General features: G+C 70.8%; 19 protein-coding genes. 6 read left to right on the top strand and 13 right to left on the bottom strand.

From position 1 onward, the window contains the following. Together QNJ12_RS20315 and QNJ12_RS20320 are read left to right on the top strand one after the other, a co-directional pair. Positions 1-611: DUF4328 domain-containing protein (locus QNJ12_RS20315; protein WP_300625484.1), on the top strand; the 611-nt coding region annotated here is incomplete at its 5' end. After that, positions 611-1,078: a histidine phosphatase family protein gene (locus tag QNJ12_RS20320; RefSeq protein WP_300625486.1), complete on the top strand. Its 468-nt coding sequence runs from the start codon at positions 611-613 to the stop codon at positions 1,076-1,078. The genes QNJ12_RS20315 and QNJ12_RS20320, both read left to right, overlap by 1 nt. A gap of 19 nt (positions 1,079-1,097) precedes the next feature. Here QNJ12_RS20320 and QNJ12_RS20325 read toward each other — a convergent pair whose 3' ends face one another. From QNJ12_RS20325 to ccmA, 10 genes are all read right to left on the bottom strand, one after another. Continuing rightward, the gene (locus QNJ12_RS20325) at positions 1,098-1,535 is read right to left on the bottom strand and encodes a DUF4190 domain-containing protein (RefSeq protein WP_300625488.1); all 438 of its coding nucleotides are present in this window, start codon (positions 1,533-1,535) and stop codon (positions 1,098-1,100) included. Between the two features lie 9 nt (positions 1,536-1,544). Then, complete coding sequence (locus QNJ12_RS20330; RefSeq protein ID WP_300625490.1) at positions 1,545-2,297, bottom strand: hypothetical protein; 753 nt, start codon at positions 2,295-2,297, stop codon at positions 1,545-1,547. Then, positions 2,284-2,817 carry a cytochrome c-type biogenesis protein CcmH gene (locus tag QNJ12_RS20335; protein ID WP_300625491.1) on the bottom strand — a complete coding sequence of 178 codons (534 nt, stop codon included), beginning with the start codon at positions 2,815-2,817 and terminating at the stop codon, positions 2,284-2,286. The genes QNJ12_RS20330 and QNJ12_RS20335 overlap by 14 nt, the downstream gene beginning before the upstream one ends. Next, positions 2,814-3,428 carry a TlpA disulfide reductase family protein gene (locus tag QNJ12_RS20340; protein ID WP_300625492.1) on the bottom strand — a complete coding sequence of 205 codons (615 nt, stop codon included), beginning with the start codon at positions 3,426-3,428 and terminating at the stop codon, positions 2,814-2,816. The genes QNJ12_RS20335 and QNJ12_RS20340 overlap by 4 nt, the downstream gene beginning before the upstream one ends. Then, positions 3,421-5,469 carry a heme lyase CcmF/NrfE family subunit gene (locus QNJ12_RS20345; RefSeq protein WP_300625493.1) on the bottom strand — a complete coding sequence of 683 codons (2,049 nt, stop codon included), beginning with the start codon at positions 5,467-5,469 and terminating at the stop codon, positions 3,421-3,423. Before QNJ12_RS20345 ends, QNJ12_RS20340 begins: the two co-directional genes overlap by 8 nt. Before the next feature lie 10 nt (positions 5,470-5,479). Beyond that, positions 5,480-5,971, bottom strand: coding sequence for a cytochrome c maturation protein CcmE (locus QNJ12_RS20350; RefSeq protein ID WP_300625494.1), 492 nt, complete (start codon positions 5,969-5,971; stop codon positions 5,480-5,482). A gap of 25 nt (positions 5,972-5,996) precedes the next feature. After that, positions 5,997-6,152, bottom strand: a complete 156-nt coding sequence (locus tag QNJ12_RS20355; RefSeq protein ID WP_300625495.1) for a hypothetical protein — start codon at positions 6,150-6,152, stop codon at positions 5,997-5,999. Beyond that, positions 6,149-6,928 carry a cytochrome c biogenesis protein CcsA gene (gene ccsA, locus QNJ12_RS20360; protein WP_300625496.1) on the bottom strand — a complete coding sequence of 260 codons (780 nt, stop codon included), beginning with the start codon at positions 6,926-6,928 and terminating at the stop codon, positions 6,149-6,151. The genes QNJ12_RS20355 and ccsA overlap by 4 nt, the downstream gene beginning before the upstream one ends. Positions 6,929-6,930: 2 nt before the next feature. Further along, a complete protein-coding gene (locus QNJ12_RS20365) occupies positions 6,931-7,620 on the bottom strand; it encodes a heme exporter protein CcmB (protein ID WP_300625497.1) in 690 nt (229 codons plus the stop codon). Positions 7,621-7,687: 67 nt separating this feature from the next. Next, positions 7,688-8,377, bottom strand: a complete 690-nt coding sequence (gene ccmA, locus QNJ12_RS20370) for a heme ABC exporter ATP-binding protein CcmA (protein WP_300625498.1) — start codon at positions 8,375-8,377, stop codon at positions 7,688-7,690. 130 nt (positions 8,378-8,507) lie between these two features. Between ccmA and QNJ12_RS20375 the strand changes: the two genes are divergently transcribed. After that, positions 8,508-10,088: a class E sortase gene (locus tag QNJ12_RS20375; RefSeq protein ID WP_300625499.1), complete on the top strand. Its 1,581-nt coding sequence runs from the start codon at positions 8,508-8,510 to the stop codon at positions 10,086-10,088. 696 nt (positions 10,089-10,784) lie between these two features. Here QNJ12_RS20375 and QNJ12_RS20380 read toward each other — a convergent pair. From QNJ12_RS20380 to QNJ12_RS20390, 3 genes are read right to left on the bottom strand one after another with little or no spacing between them, the layout of a single operon-like run. Further along, a complete protein-coding gene (locus QNJ12_RS20380; protein WP_300625500.1) occupies positions 10,785-11,363 on the bottom strand; it encodes a DUF6886 family protein in 579 nt (192 codons plus the stop codon). 22 nt (positions 11,364-11,385) lie between these two features. After that, positions 11,386-11,625 carry a hypothetical protein gene (locus QNJ12_RS20385; RefSeq protein ID WP_300625501.1) on the bottom strand — a complete coding sequence of 80 codons (240 nt, stop codon included), beginning with the start codon at positions 11,623-11,625 and terminating at the stop codon, positions 11,386-11,388. After that, complete coding sequence (locus QNJ12_RS20390; protein WP_300625502.1) at positions 11,626-12,120, bottom strand: enoyl-CoA hydratase-related protein; 495 nt, start codon at positions 12,118-12,120, stop codon at positions 11,626-11,628. Between the two features lie 11 nt (positions 12,121-12,131). Between QNJ12_RS20390 and QNJ12_RS20395 the strand changes: the two genes are divergently transcribed. From QNJ12_RS20395 to QNJ12_RS20405, 3 genes are all read left to right on the top strand, one after another. Beyond that, complete coding sequence (locus QNJ12_RS20395) at positions 12,132-12,395, top strand: hypothetical protein (protein WP_300625503.1); 264 nt, start codon at positions 12,132-12,134, stop codon at positions 12,393-12,395. Between the two features lie 21 nt (positions 12,396-12,416). Then, entirely contained in the window at positions 12,417-13,007 is a 591-nt protein-coding gene (locus QNJ12_RS20400; RefSeq protein WP_300625504.1) for a TetR/AcrR family transcriptional regulator, read from the top strand. A gap of 224 nt (positions 13,008-13,231) precedes the next feature. Further along, positions 13,232-14,275 carry a diguanylate cyclase gene (locus QNJ12_RS20405; RefSeq protein ID WP_300625505.1) on the top strand — a complete coding sequence of 348 codons (1,044 nt, stop codon included), beginning with the start codon at positions 13,232-13,234 and terminating at the stop codon, positions 14,273-14,275. Positions 14,276-14,519: the final 244 nt, after the last annotated feature.

Here is a 14,519-nt window from a genome sequence, read left to right on the forward strand (position 1 = left end):
GCGCCACCGCCGTCGCGACCGTCGTCACGGCGCTCGTGCAGCGAACCGTCACCGACGAGGCTGAGCGGTTCCTCGCCGGCGGTGTGAGCGACACCGACTTCATCGAATCGATCGCCGGCTACGCGCTGCTGAGCGTCCTGCAGGGCGTCGGTGTCGTGGTCTCCGCCGTGCTCGTCATCATCTGGATGTTCCGTGTCGCGCGCAACCACCGCACGTTGCACCGCGGCGGCACGTGGGGCCCCGGCTGGGCGATCGGCGGATGGTTCCTCCCGCCGCTGCTGTACGTCATCCCGACGTTGATGTTCAACGAGCTCTGGAAGGCGTCCGACCCCGACGTGCCCGTCGGCGGCGACTGGCGCTCGGGTCGCGGGACGCCGCTCGTACCGATCTGGTTCGTCACGTACAGCGTGCTCCCGATCGTCATGATGTTCTTCCAGAGCAACGTCTTCTCCGGCTTCGGTGCGGCCGAGGAGGACCTCGCGAGGCAGATCATCGACGATCAGGACGCCACCCTCGCGAGCGGCCTCGTGGCCGTGGCGGGTGCCGTGTCGTTCATCGCGCTCGCCCGCGCCCTCGCCGACCGGCACCAACGGTTCACCGGAGAACGCTGATGGCGCAGCTCTACCTCGTCCGACACGCCAAGGCCGGCGAGCGACGGGTGTGGACGGGCGACGACGTCGATCGCCCGTTGAGCAAGACGGGGTGGAAGCAGGCGACGCTCGTCGGCAAGCGGCTCGCCGCGCTCGAGCCGTCGGTCCTGTGCTCGAGTCCCTACGTGCGCTGCGTGCAGACGCTCGAACCGCTCGCCGCCCGGCTCGACCAGCCCGTCGAGATCGAGAAGCGGCTGACCGAGTTCGAACCGCTCGAACCGATGCTCGATCTGCTGGCGGAGTTGCCCAGCGGCGCCGTGCTCTGCAGCCACGGCGACCTCATCCCGGCTGCGATCCAGGCGCTGAAGCGGTCGGGCACCGACCTGCGCACGCCGCCCGACTGGCGCAAGGCCTCGGTCTGGGTGCTCAAGCGCAACAAGAAGAGCCAGATCGTGCACGCCACGGTCTGGCCGCCGCCCGTGCTCTGAGCCGACGGCCGGGGCCCGCCTACACCAGCGCGAGCAGGCTCGAATCGACCTCGAACGAGGCATCGCCGGCAATGAGCACGAGCACGATGAACAGCAGCGACAGACCTCCCATCACGAGGCCGGCGATCGCTCTCCCCTTGCCCGACTGACCGGGGTCGTTCTTGATCTGGTTGAGGGCGATCGCGCCGAACACGACCGCCAGCACCGCCGGCAGGAAGAGGAAGCACAGCGGGATGCTCAGGATGCCGAGCACGAGCGAGGCGATCGACATGCCGTTGTTGCGCTGCGGTCGGCCACCGAAGCCGGGCGCCGGCGGATAGCCCGGCGGGCCCGCAGGTGGCGGCGCCCCGGGCGGCGGTGGCGGCGCCCCCGGCGGTGGAGGCGGCGCCCCCGGCGGTGGCGGCGGCGGCGAACCAGGCGGTGGCGCCCCGGGTGGGGGCGGCGGCACTCCGGACATGCCCGGAGGCTATTCGCCGCCGGTCTCGATGGCCGCAACCACCTCGGCGCGCAGACCCTCGACGAGCCCTGCGACATCCGCGGGCGGGTCGAACTCGAGGCACGTGTCGACGAACGGCAGCGCCTCCTCGTTCAGACCGAGCCGCGTGAAGTAGATGATGCCGAGGAAGCAGTGCGGGTCGGGATACGTCGGGTCGAGGTCGGTGGCCGTCAACAACGACTCGATGCCCGAGGTCAGCTGCGCGGCGACCGCGTCCTGGTCGGGCTGGGTGAACGCGTCCAGCGCGAGCGTCCAGCCCCGGTACGTCAGCGCCTCGAGGTTGTCGGGGTCGTCGTCGAGGACCTGCTGGTACAGCGTGGCCGCGACCCCGGGCTGCTCGAGCTGCACCGCGCGGGCCTGGGCGAGCAGCGTCTGCCGTTCCGACCGCGGGTCGAGGCCGGTGATCTGCTGACCCGAGAGGCGTTCGGCCGAGGAGGCCGCGAGCGCCCACCACACGACGCCGATCAGCGCGACGACGACTGCCGCGCCGATCGCACGACGGCGCCAGCTGACCGCCGGCTTGGCCGGCAACGCCGAGCGGCCCTCGTCGATCGCGCGCAGCGTCGCGGCCGCTCGCACGGTGTACCCGTCCTTCAACTCGTGGTAGTCGACCTCGTCGACGTCGCCGGCCTCGTATTCACGCTCGAGATCCGCCAGCGATCGCAACAGGAAGCGCCGCTCCTCCTCGAGCGACGCGAGGCGGTCCGGGTCAGCCTCGACCATCGTCGTCACCGGTGGCCGCGGCGATGTCCTGCTCGGGCAGGTGGGCGAGGGCATCGGCGACGAGCGCATAGTCGTCCTCGGTCGCCGCGCCCAGGCGCTGTGCGCTCAGCTGCCACCGCCGGAACGCCACCGACAGCCCGGCGACGCCGATGACGAGCGCGGTCGCGGGCAGCGCCCATGCCAGCGCCTCGATGCCGTCGGCGGTCGGCACCAGCAACTCCTCACCCTCGTACGTGAACGTGATGCCCTCGATGATCTGCGCGTCGGTCAGCTCGCCCTCGAGCACACCCTGCCGGACCGCCTGCCGGATCTGGTTCGACGCCGGGTTGCGGGACTCGTAGACGCTCTCGCCCTGGCACACGGGGCACGCCAGGCGCTTCTCGATCGACTCGATCCGCTCGTCGGGCGTGCGCGGGCCCGAGTCGCGGGTCGCGCCGACCGCCAGGAAGCCGACGACGACGAAGACCAGCAGCACCCAGCCGGGCCACCGCTTGAGCTGTCGCTGCCAACCGCGGCTCACAGCCCCGCCTCGCGGAGCGCCTGGATGCGAGTGCTGAGGAAATCAGCCTCGACCTCGGAGATCACCCGGCCCCTCACGAGGCCGGACGGGTCGATGATCCAGGTCTCGGGCACCAGCGCCACGCCGAACCCGTTGACGAACTCGAACCGGTCGTCGTAGACGATCGGCCAGTCGCCGCCGCGCTCGGCGAAGAACGCCTCGATCTCCTCACGGGTGCTGTCTCGCACGACCGAGTAGAACTCGGCACCGTCGAGTCCGAGCGCGTCCTGCTGCTCGACGAACCGGACCAGTTCGGGGTGCTCGCGGATGCACGGGACGCAGTCGTGGGTGAAGAAGTTCAGGACGACCCAGCTGCCCTTCCGGCGCGAGAGCTCGAACGGGCGACCGTCGTCGAGCACGCCCGACGCGGCCGGGGCGGGGCGGTCGAGCAGCGGCGTGCTCGCCGTCTGGTTCGGTTGATCGTCGGCGACGAGCAGGATCCAGAACAGCGCGCCGCAGACGACGGCGACGGCAGCAGCGACCACCGGAGCGAGTCGCCGGCCTCGAGCATCGCCCTGATCCGCGGTCTCGCCGTCGACGGCCTCACCGAGCGGGACGTCGACCTCAGCCAACGCCGACTCCTGCGGTCTCGTCGTCGGCTGTCGCCTCGGCCGAGCGGCCGGCGACGGGTTCGGGGGCCGCGCCTCGCACCGGCGCGGACACCGGATCGAGGGGGTTGCGGCGCCGAGTGCCCGGGAACGCGGCGAGCACGGTGCCGACCGCCATCAGCGCCCCGCCGACCCACATCCAGAGGATCAGGGGCTTGCGGAACACCTCGATCACCACCTCGTCGGCGCCGGGCACCGGCGGGTTGGTGCCGGCGACCGTCAGGTAGACGTCGTGGGTGAGACCGGTGCGCACGCTCGGCGTGCCGATCGGCTGGCCCATCTGGAGGTAGGTCGTGATCGCCGGGCCGTGCACGCGGTCGCCGTCGAGGCGCACGTTCGCGCGGGCGACGTCGGTGCGCGCGTCGCGCTCGGCGACCACCTCGACCAGCTCGAACGTGTGGCCGCTCCACTCGACGGGTTCGCCGGTGCGGAGGGTGAGCGTGGTCGACGACGTGTAGGCGTTCGAGGCGACGAGCGCGACGGCCACCAGGATCACACCGAGGTGGACGATCATCCCGCCGTTGGCGCGCCCCAGCAGGCCGCGCCATCCCTGGCGGCGAGTCGCGAGCGCGACCTGTCGCAGCGCAGCACCCGACGCGAAGCCGGCGAGCCCGAAGCCGACGAGCGGCGCCCAACCGTCGGCGCCGACGAGCACGGCGACGGCCAGCGCGCCGGCACCGCACCACGACGGCCAGAAGAGCCGGTCGCGGAGCAGCTCCTGCGACGCCTTGCGCCACGGCAGCACGGGGGCGACCGCCATCAGGAACAGCAGCACGAGCCCGATCGGCATCGACAGGCGGTCGAAGTACGGCGCGCCGACGACCGTGCGACGATCCTGCGCGGCCTCGACGATCAACGGGAAGACGGTGCCGAGCAGCACGATGAACGCGAACACCGTGAAGATCACGTTGTTCGCGAGGAACGCTCCCTCGCGTGAGATCGGCGAGTCCATGACGCCGGGCGAGCGCAGCCGATCGCCGCGCCACGCGATCAACCCGAGCGACACCGCCACGATCAGGCCGAAGAAGCCGAGCAGGTAGCCGTCGACCTCACCGGCCCCGAAGGCGTGCACGCTGCCGATCACCCCCGAGCGGGTGAGGAACGTGCCGAGGATCGTCAGCGCGAACGTGGCGATGAGCAGGCTCAGGTTCCACACTCGCAGCATCCCGCGCCGCTGCTGGACGAGCACCGAGTGGATGTACGCCGTACCCGTCAGCCAGGGCAGCAACGACGCGTTCTCGACCGGATCCCACGCCCAGACACCCGACCAGCCGAGCACCTCGTAGCTCCACCAGCCCCCGAGCAGGATGCCGATCGTCAGGAAGCCCCACGAGAACAGCGCCCAGCGACGGGTCTCGAGCAGCCAGCCCTCGCCGACCCGACCGGTGATCAGCGCCGCGATCGCGAACGCGAACGGCACGGTGAACCCGACGTAGCCGAGGTAGAGGATCGGCGGGTGGAACAGCACCAGGATGCGGTTCTGGAGCAGCGGGTTCGGACCGGGGCCGTCGAAGCCCGAGCCGACCGCCGGGCCCGCCGCGAACGGGTTCGCCGGACCGAACGTGATCAGTGCGAAGAACGCACTGACGACGAACATCACCACCAGGGCCCACCCGACCAGCGTGTCGTCGGCGCGACCCCGGAACCGCCACGCGACCGCACCGGTGAAGCCGGCGAGCACCAGCACCCAGAGCAGCAGGGACCCCTCGAGCGCACTCCACATCGCGGCGACGTTGTAGATGCCAGGCGTGGTGCTCGAGCCGACCTGCTGGACGTAGGCGAGCGAGTAGTCGCGCATCTCGAGCGCGCGCTGCATCGCGATCACCGAGACCAGCGCACCGGCCACGATCAGCCAGGCGTAGACCGGCCCCTGGCGAACGGCCTTGCCGTTGCCCGTGACGATCGCCCATCCGGTCGACAGGGCACCCACCATGGAGGCCGCCAGGACCAGGAGGAGGCCCGCGTTCCCGAGCGCTCCGTTGAGGCTGACGGCGATCACGGACATCGGCGTCGCGTCACGCCGATTCGCAGGAGTCGGCCAGTTCGTCCGCTTCGGTCAGCCGGGCGTCGTTGACCGAGACGTACTCGTCGGAGTGCCGCACCTCGACCCGGTCACCGAGGAACCGCTGCGACGCCGAGTCGAAGCGGCCGTGGACGACGACGGGGATGCACTCCTTGAAGATCCCGCCGGGTTCGCCGTCGTAGCGCACCGGCACCTCGCTGCCGTTGAACGAGATGACGAAGTCGGTGTCGCCGCCCGCCGATTCGATCGAGCCGCGCTCGACGACGCCCTGCAGCCGCAGCCGTCGATCGGCGTCGCACCCCGAACGTGCGCCGACCTCGTCGACGTTGCAGTAGTAGTCGACGGCCGACCGCAGGAACTGGGTCACGATCACGCCACCGGCGACGAGCACGAGGCCGAGCACGATCATCGGCAGCCAGTTGCGCCTGCGGCGGACTGCCTCGGTCGAGGTCGAGGGGCCGGTACGGGGAGAGAGGTCGGTCACGTGAGGTCGGTCGATCCGCTGCTCGTCAGTTCCAGTACTTGTCGGCGTCGTCGATCTGCTCGCCGAGCTTGCGGCCCTGCCGGACGGCCCGCCAGCCGAACGCACCGACGACGACGAACGTCAGCACGTAGCTGCCGTAGATGTAACCCGCGTCCGCGATCGCGATCATCCCGCCGATCACGTGCCGGTCCCTTCCGCCCGGCGAGCATCGAGTGCACGGTCGAGCCCCTGGTCGTCGAGCAGGTCCTCCATCGCCATCGCCCGTGTGCGATGGAGCAGCAGCCAGAGGTAGAGGAACGTGAAGGCCACGACGCCGACGAACAGGCTGAACAGCATCAGGCCGTCCATGTCGATGTCGCCGTCGGTGTCGAGCACGGTGGCCTCCTGGTGGAGGCTGCGCCAGAGGCGCACCGACCAGTGCACGAGCGGGATCTCGAGGACTGCGAGCAGGCCGATGACGGCGCTGCGCTTGGCGCGGGCGTGGTGGCTCCCGCCGAGCCGGCGCACGGCGAGGTAGCCGATGTACGAGACGAACAGCAGCGCCGTCGTCGTGAGGCGGGCGTCCCACTGCCAGAAGACGCCCCAGGTGAGCCGCCCCCACATCATGCCGACCGCCAGGGTGACCGCCATGAAGACCACGCCGATCTCGGCGCTCGCGCCGGCGAACCGGTCGAAGCCGAGCGAGTGGTTCTTCGAGAACAGGTAGAAGCCCGAACACACCGCCGTCACGGTGAACGCGAGGTAGGCGAGCCAGATCGTCGGCACGTGGACGTAGAGGATCCGCACCGCCTCCTCCTGGTCGCGGTCGGCCGGCGAGAAGCCGAGCCCGAACGCGACGAGCCACCCCATCGTGACGAGCGTCAGCACGCCGAGCACACGCGTGGCGGGCGTACCCGTGCCGAGGCGGCGACCGGTGTCGGTGCCGGCGTCTTGATCGAGGGTGGGGGCGGTCGTCATGGCTACGTTGCTTCCTCGATCAGGGGCCCGAACGCCAGCGCGCCACCGACGCCGAACGCGACGGCGAACACGGCGAGCAGGCCGATCCACGGCCAGCCCTCCGAGAGCGCCACCCCGTCGGTGCCGAGGGCGGATTCCACCGCTCGAGTCGCCCCGATCAGGACGGGCGCCACCACCGGGAGCACGAGCAGCGGGAGCAACGTCTCGCGGCCCGTGAACCCTGCGGTGAGGCCTCCGTACAGCGTACCGACGCAGGCCAGCCCGCACGTCGCGGTGGTCATGGTTGTGACGAGTAACACGAGCCCGCCGAGCGGCAGATCGGCGCCGTACAGCAGCACCGCGGCGATCACCAGCACGATCTCGAGCAGCGCGAGCTGGACCGCGAGCGCCATCGACTTGCCCCAGAAGATCGCGACCGGGTCGACGCCGGCGACCCGGAGCGCGTCGAGCGCGCCGTCATCGGCCTCGATGGCGAACGAGCGCTGGACGAGGACCAGCAGGCTGAAGAGCGTGGCCAGCCAGATGAGCCCGGGCGCCACGCGCTCGAGCACGTTCGTGGCGTCCAACGCGAAGGCGAACATCACCATCGTCACGCCGGCGAACGGCAGCACCTGGTTGACGACCACCTTGCTCCGCCGCTCGATCCGCAGGTCCTTGCCGGCGACGAGGCGGGCGATCCGCCACCGACTCACGACGACGGCACCTCACCACCGACGAGCTCGCCGGCGACATCCACGAGACGGGCGATCCGCCACCGACTCACGACGACGGCTCCCGCACCTGACCGCCGACGACCTCGACGATGCGGTCGGCCAGCGGACCGGCGCGCTCGAGCTCGTGGCTGGCGACGACGACGGTCGCACCTGCGGCAGCGGCCTGGCGGAACACGACGTCGATCTCGTCGCGGGCGGCTGCGTCGAGACCGGCGTGCGGCTCGTCGAGCAGCCAGAGCTCGGCCCGCCGGGCCACCAGGCAGGCCAACGCCGTCCGCCGCTTCTGCCCTGCGGACAACCTGCGGACCGGCACGTCGAGCAACCGGTCGCCCACGCCGAGCCGGGCGATCGCCGCATCGATCTCGTCATCGGTGGCTGCCACGGTGGCGCCCCAGAAGCGCACGTTCTCGGCGACCGTCAGATCGGCGTAGAGCCCGTTGCGATGGCCGAGCAGACCGACGCGCGGTCGGATCGCAGCACGGTGCGTCGCGAGGTCGAGACCGAAGATGTGCCCCTCGCCGCGCGCCAACGGCAGCAGACCGGCGCACAGTCGCAACAGGCTGGTCTTGCCCGCCCCGTTGGGACCCTGCAACAGCACGATCTCGCCGGGTTCGACGTCGAGGGACACGCCGGCCAGCACCGGGAAGCCACCGAGCACCGCAACCGCCTCACGGAGCGCGACGGCTCGATCGGCGTGGCCGCCGTCGGCGGGCGAGCTCGATGCGTCATCGACCATGGACGGGTCACCACGCTACGCCCGAAGACGTGCGGTGGCGCAATGAGCCGGCGTGCGTGACCAGGGGCTTCGCCGAGCGCTCACCGGAACCGCCGACCACCGAACCGGGTTCCCCACTATCGTGAGCACGGTGACGGACCAGTTGACGGCGGGCGACGAGGAGGTCACCGACGCGCCCGCCGACGTCACCGTCGACGCCGACGCGGCGGCGCCGTCGACCGGCGGATCCGCCCGGAGACGCCGGGTCAGCAAGTGGGACCGGCCGCCCGACCCCCACGACTGGCGATTCTTCGTCGGCAACCTGGGCAAGGTGCTGATCGCCACCGGGATGCTGCTGTTCGGGTTCGTCGCCTACCAGCTCTGGGGCACCGGCATCGAGACCGCTCGTGCGCAGAGCTCGCTCAAGGACGAGTTCGCCGCGCTCGTCGCCGCCAACCAGGCCGACGGCGATGCCGAGCCGTCGGCCGACGATCCGGTCGGCGACGACACGGCCGACCCCACAGTGGACGACGTCGTCGACGAGGATCCCGCCGGCGACGACGATGCGGCGGCGGGTGCCGTCCCCGAGCCCGAGACCGGCGCACCCGACCCTCCGGCGGCAGGATCGGCCGGCGATGACCTCACCGACAGCGGCGGCGAGTCGACCGGTTCGGTCGAGGTCGAGCCGGCCGTCGAGGCCGACAGCCCGGTGCCGGGCGCCAACCCCGACGAGCTCCCCGAGCCAGTGATCCAGGACATCCCCGCCATCGAACGCGGCAACCCGCTCGCCCTGCTCGAGATCCCCGCGATCGGCCGCAGCGACATCGTGCTGCCCGGTGTCGCCGTCGACGACCTCAAGAAGGGGCCCGGCCACTACCCCGACACACCGCTACCGGGGCAGCTCGGCAACGCATCGATCGCCGGCCACCGCACGACGTACGGCTCGCCGTTCTTCGACGTCGATCAGCTCGAGGCCGGCGACGAGCTGATCGTCACGATGGCCAACGGCGACCAGTTCACCTACGAGGTCACGTTCACCGAGATCGTCGCCGCCACCGACTACTGGGTCGTGACGACGCGCGATTCCTCGATCGCCGAATTGACGCTCACCTCGTGCCACCCGAAGTACACCGCACGCGACCGCATCGTCGTGCACTCGGTGCTCAACCCGGCGAAGTCGGCCAACGTCGGTGTCCCGACCTTCTACGACCTCGGCGAGGACACCGAGGAGTTCCCCGGCGACGACCCCACCCTGGCCGAGCCGGCCGGCGAGCCGGCGACCGCGGGCGCCGACGCCGACGAGGACCCGGCCGGGCAACCCGCCGCCGACCCGGGTGCCGCACCCACCGGCGCCGACGAGCCGACCGGCGAGGTGCGACCGGCCGATGGCGAGGCGCCGGCGGCCGACGACGGCGACGCCCTGCCGGGCACGGGTTCCGCCGGCAGCGGCGATGGAGGTGACGACCGAGCGGCCCCCGGCGACGGGTTCAGCTTCCAACCGGTCGGCGAGGCCGAGGACGCGTTCGCCAGGGGCTGGTTCCACGACAGCGAGGCCTTCCCGCAGATCGCGCTCTGGGGTGCGGCTCTGACCGTCGTCGCGCTCGCGGCCTACGCGCTGAGCCGCCGGTTCCGCCACGACTCGATCGGCCTCCTCGCCGGCATCCTGCCCTTCGTGGTCGGGTTGTACTTCTTCTTCCAGAACGTCAACCGGCTGCTGCCACCGGGTCTCTGACCGGAACGTACGGCCACCGGCGCGCCCGAACCCGCGCCGCGGCTCGACCGGCGACGGGGATCGCCGAGCGGGAAGGCAGAGGCACGCGAAGATGCTGCGAGTCGCAGGAGCACTGACCCATGGGTCTCGGCGAACCCGCTGCAGGGGCACGGAGCCGGACCGGCTCACTGAACGAGTAGGACGAGAAGGACGAGGAGCACCGTGGGGCGTGGAGCAGACGAATTCCAACCCGGCTCGAGAGCCGCTGAGCGAGTGGGACGTACCGCCACGCAGTGCTGGTGCGGTTCGGCACTGGCCGGCTGCCCCGTCTGCGGGCACGGTCGTCGCGGCCCCGTGGTCCGGACGCTTCGACGATGGGCGGGGAGGCGGTGCACTGCGTGCTTCGACTCGGGTCTTGCGTGCCCGCAAGGCCACGGCCCCTCGCCCGAGATCGCCGGTCCGTCACCGGCAGCACGCAGCGGCACCGACGACGAACCATCCCGCGAGCCGTGTCCGGCCTGCGGAGGACGAGGCGTCTTCCGGGCCAACCCGCCCATCGCCTGTCGCAGCTGCGGCGGCAGTGGAACCGTCTGATTCGACCGACACGAGGCCACGACGTCGGCCGCGCGACGTGAGACCAGGAGTGCGGCGCCCGTGAGCACCGGAGCTCCGGGGCGGGCCGGGGCCCGGCCGCTCGCCCACGCGAGAGCGCGAGCGCTAACGGCTCGCGTCGCGGATGCGGACGAAGCTGAACGGGAGCCGGGAAGCGAGCATCCGATCCATCAGGACACCCAGCCGGGGGGTGAACCGCAGCTCGACCCCTGCTGCGATGTGCAGCGCCAGGAGGTCGTCGTAGCGATCGACGGACGTCGGGTACCGCACGTCGTCGGCGATGTATTGCCCATCGGCCTCCTCCCAGGGCCGGAAGCCGGCGGCGTCGAACGAGTAGCGATAGATGTGCCCCGATCTGACGCGGTCGAGCCACGAGATCTCGGCGGCGCAGACCCGGGACGCCTCGGTCTCGAACACATCGGTGAGGATCGCCTGCTGCTCGGCGTCGTACGCCCACACGCTGATGCGGGGACAGTCACGCGGAAACCAGTACAGCGGCGAGTGCGCCTCGTCGATGGCCCAGACCTGTGGCGGGTGGCCGGGATTGGTCGGGGGTACGTGCGGGGCGAAGCGCCGGAGGCCGCCGTCCTCGCTGTAGTGGTACAGCGTCGTCACGCCCGGGGTGTGCACGGCAGGCTCCTCGACCGCCCGCGCCATCAGTTCCGCCCGCTGCTCCTCGCTCAACACAGCGTCATCGTCGCGCATCTCAGCCGCCCCGGAAATCCGGTCGCCGCTTGTCGAGGAACGCTTGGCGACCCTCCTGCGCATCCGCGCTCGCCCAGGCGAGCCGTCGCGCCTGTTCGACGAGCTCGTCGCGGGTCGGCTCACCACCCGACGTCTCGAGCGCCAGCTTGTGGCCGGCGATCGTCAACGGTGCCAGCTCGGCGATGCGGGCCGCCCACTCCAGCGCATCGTCGAGGTCGCCGAGGCGGTGCACGGAACCCATCTAGTGCAGCTCCTCGCCCCGATACGTCTGCGCGGCGAGCAGCATCGACCGCGCCACGGGCCAGCCGAACTCGCGGGTGAGCCGCTCGACGGTCCAGTGATCGACCACCAGCCCGAGGCGCGCGGCGGGAACGCCGACGATGCTGTCCGGCGTAGCGACCCGGAGGTCGCAGACCGCGGCGAGCTGCGCGCCGGCGCCGAGGGCAGGACCGTCGATGGCCGCGACCACCGGCGCCTGCAGCGTCGTGAAGCCGCGCAACACCCGCCCGAGATCGGCTGCGAACACGCCCTCGTCGACGCCGTGCAGATCGGCACCGGCACTGAAGGCCGGTGGTGATCCCGTCAGTACCACCACCCGGGCGTCGGCGGCGGACGCCTGCGCGTCGAGGAGGCCGAGCAACGTCGCGTGATCGACCGCGTTCCGCCTCTCGGGGCGATCGAGCGTGATCAGCATCACACCGTCGGCGACGTCGTTGCGGTCCTCGGCCCGTACCATGCCGTCACTGTATGGCTGATCCGAACGACGACCCGGTTCGACGTCGCCGCGCCCAGGTCGCCCAGTGGACACTGCTGGCCAACCGGATCGGCTATCTCGTGCTGGCGCTCGCCGTGAGCCTCTTCGTGGTGGCGTTCGTGTTCTCGTTCACGGCGACGATGGCCACGTTGATCGTGATCTGCCTCGTCGTGTCGTTCGCGCTCCTCGCTCCGAGCATCGTGCTCGGCTACGCCGTCAAGGCCGCCGAGCGGGAGGATGCCGAACGCGGGCTCTAATGGCTACCCTTGGGTAACCAGATGAACACTCAGCGTCTCACCGCCGATGCTCGCCGCGAGCAGATCCTCGATGTCGCGATCGACGTGTTCGGCCGCAGCGGCTATTTCGGTGCTTCGATGAACGACATCGCAGATGCCGCCGGCGTCACGAAACCGGTGCTCTACCAGCACTTCGACTCGAAGGGCGACCTCTACAGCGCGCTGCTCGACGAGGTCGGGAACCGGATGCTGAGCGCCATCGCGAAGGCCACCGCCGACGCCACCGACGGCAAGCAGCAGACCGAGCAGGGCTTCCTCGCCTACTTCCGCTGGGTGGCACACCGTCATCACGAGTTCATGCTCCTGTTCGGCGGGAGTGCGCACCGCGACGGCGAGTTCACCGCCCAGATCCGCCGCATCACCGAGGACGCGGCCGAGGCGATCGCGCCGCTCATCGCGGTCGAGATCGACGAGGAGCATCGGCGCACGCTGGCCCATGCCATCGTCGGCCTCGCCGAGGGCGCCAGTCGCCGCCTGGTCGGCTCGGGCACCGCCTTCGATCCCGACGAGATCGCCAGCGAGGTCAGCGCGCTCGCCTGGGCGGGTCTTCGCGCCGTCCACCCCGTCGACTGAACGCGGTCGGGCGTTCGCCACACACTGGCGCCCGGACTCGATCGCACCACGGCACACCGGCCGAGCTCTGCTCCGGCTGGCGTCGGTGATACCGCGGAAGAGGGCGCGTTCGAGATCGAGATCTCGGTGGCTCGGCGATCGCTGTCACCGCGTCCGACTGCGGCCGCTGCAAGCGCCTTCAGTTCGCACTCAAGCTGCGCGCCGGCGACGCCGATCACAGTGTGATGTTGAAATTCGGCCACAGCCTCGTCGTCGCAACCGCGGTGCTCGTCGTCCCGTCGGTCGCCGTCGCGGCAGTGGACTCGACCGACGCAGTGAGCGACCTGGCGACCGAGGCCGCCGAGCTGATCGCCGAGGAACAGGCGCTGATCGAGCTGGCCGATCCGGCGAGCGACCAGACTGCGACGGACCGCACGACCGCCCGGGCCCAACTCCGCACGGTCGATGCCCGCGCCGCCGCCCTCCTCGACCAGTTCGAGCAGCTCGACGTCGAGCTGACCGAAACGATCCGCCTCGTGATGGCGCCGCTCCCCGACCCGGAGGGCCGCTCGGCGCAGGAGCTCGCGACGCTGACCCCTCCGGGCGTCGTCTACGACGCAGCGATCGACGATCTGCTCAGGATCGCCGCCACCCCAGCGGCGGTCACCCCGGTCACCGACGGCAGCAGCAGCCGGTCCTTCGGCCTGCTGGCCGTCGCCGCCTTCTCCTTGCTCGTGCTCGGTCTGGCTGCGCTCACCAACACGCTGCGGCGCCGCCCGAGCACCGATGAGCTCGCCGCGATGGCCTGGAGCGACGGCCTGACCGGCCTCGCCAACCGTCGCCGGTTCGACCACGACCTGCGCACCACCGACGAGCAGAGCGTGCCCACCGCGGTGATCATGCTCGACGTCGACCACTTCAAGATCGTCAACGACACGTACGGACACCGGGTCGGCGACGAAACCCTCTGCGCGGTCAGCGCGATGCTGTCACGCCACGTCCGCCGCGACGACGTCGTGTACCGCTACGGCGGCGAGGAGTTCTGCGTGTTGCTCTCCAATGCGACGACCCAGGATGCACAGATCGTGGCCGAGCGCATCGTCGAGGCCGCCCGGATGATCACCCTCCCCGACGGCGCGCACATCACCGTCTCGGTCGGTGTCGCAGATGCGGTCGCCGGCGCCGTCACCGACGCCGTGCAGGTCGCCGACCGCGCCCTCTATGCGGCGAAGGAGCTCGGACGCGACCAGGTCGTCAGCGCCCCGGACCGCAAGTTCGCCTCGATCTGAGCCGACGTCGACCCGGGCCCCGTCGCCGGCGCCTTCACCATTCTGTGCCAGTCTGTGCCAGTCGCCACGACCCCCGACGTCGCATCGGCTGCCACAAAGCCCCGTTCACCATTCTGTGGCAGTCATCACGACCGCCGACGTCGCATCGACTGCCCCCAAGGTCAGGAGCAACCGACTCTGCGGCAGTCATCACGACCGCCGACGTCGCATCGACTGCCCCCAAGGTCAGGAGCAACCGACTCTG

The organism is Ilumatobacter sp. (genome assembly GCF_030065885.1).
Classification (GTDB): Bacteria; Actinomycetota; Acidimicrobiia; order Acidimicrobiales; family Ilumatobacteraceae; genus Ilumatobacter.

Excerpts from the sequence above, each read along its gene's own strand:
- QNJ12_RS20320 (WP_300625486.1), top strand. The coding sequence starts at position 611 with ATGGCGCAGCTCTACCTCGTCCGACACGCCAAGGCCGGCGAGCGACGG.
- QNJ12_RS20325 (WP_300625488.1), bottom strand. The coding sequence starts at position 1,535 with ATGTCCGGAGTGCCGCCGCCCCCACCCGGGGCGCCACCGCCTGGTTCG.
- QNJ12_RS20330 (WP_300625490.1), bottom strand. The coding sequence starts at position 2,297 with ATGGTCGAGGCTGACCCGGACCGCCTCGCGTCGCTCGAGGAGGAGCGG.
- QNJ12_RS20345 (WP_300625493.1), bottom strand. The coding sequence starts at position 5,469 with ATGTCCGTGATCGCCGTCAGCCTCAACGGAGCGCTCGGGAACGCGGGC.
- ccsA (WP_300625496.1), bottom strand. The coding sequence starts at position 6,928 with ATGACGACCGCCCCCACCCTCGATCAAGACGCCGGCACCGACACCGGT.
- ccmA (WP_300625498.1), bottom strand. The coding sequence starts at position 8,377 with ATGGTCGATGACGCATCGAGCTCGCCCGCCGACGGCGGCCACGCCGAT.
- QNJ12_RS20385 (WP_300625501.1), bottom strand. The coding sequence starts at position 11,625 with ATGGGTTCCGTGCACCGCCTCGGCGACCTCGACGATGCGCTGGAGTGG.
- QNJ12_RS20390 (WP_300625502.1), bottom strand. The coding sequence starts at position 12,120 with ATGGTACGGGCCGAGGACCGCAACGACGTCGCCGACGGTGTGATGCTG.
- QNJ12_RS20395 (WP_300625503.1), top strand. The coding sequence starts at position 12,132 with ATGGCTGATCCGAACGACGACCCGGTTCGACGTCGCCGCGCCCAGGTC.
- QNJ12_RS20400 (WP_300625504.1), top strand. The coding sequence starts at position 12,417 with ATGAACACTCAGCGTCTCACCGCCGATGCTCGCCGCGAGCAGATCCTC.
- QNJ12_RS20405 (WP_300625505.1), top strand. The coding sequence starts at position 13,232 with ATGTTGAAATTCGGCCACAGCCTCGTCGTCGCAACCGCGGTGCTCGTC.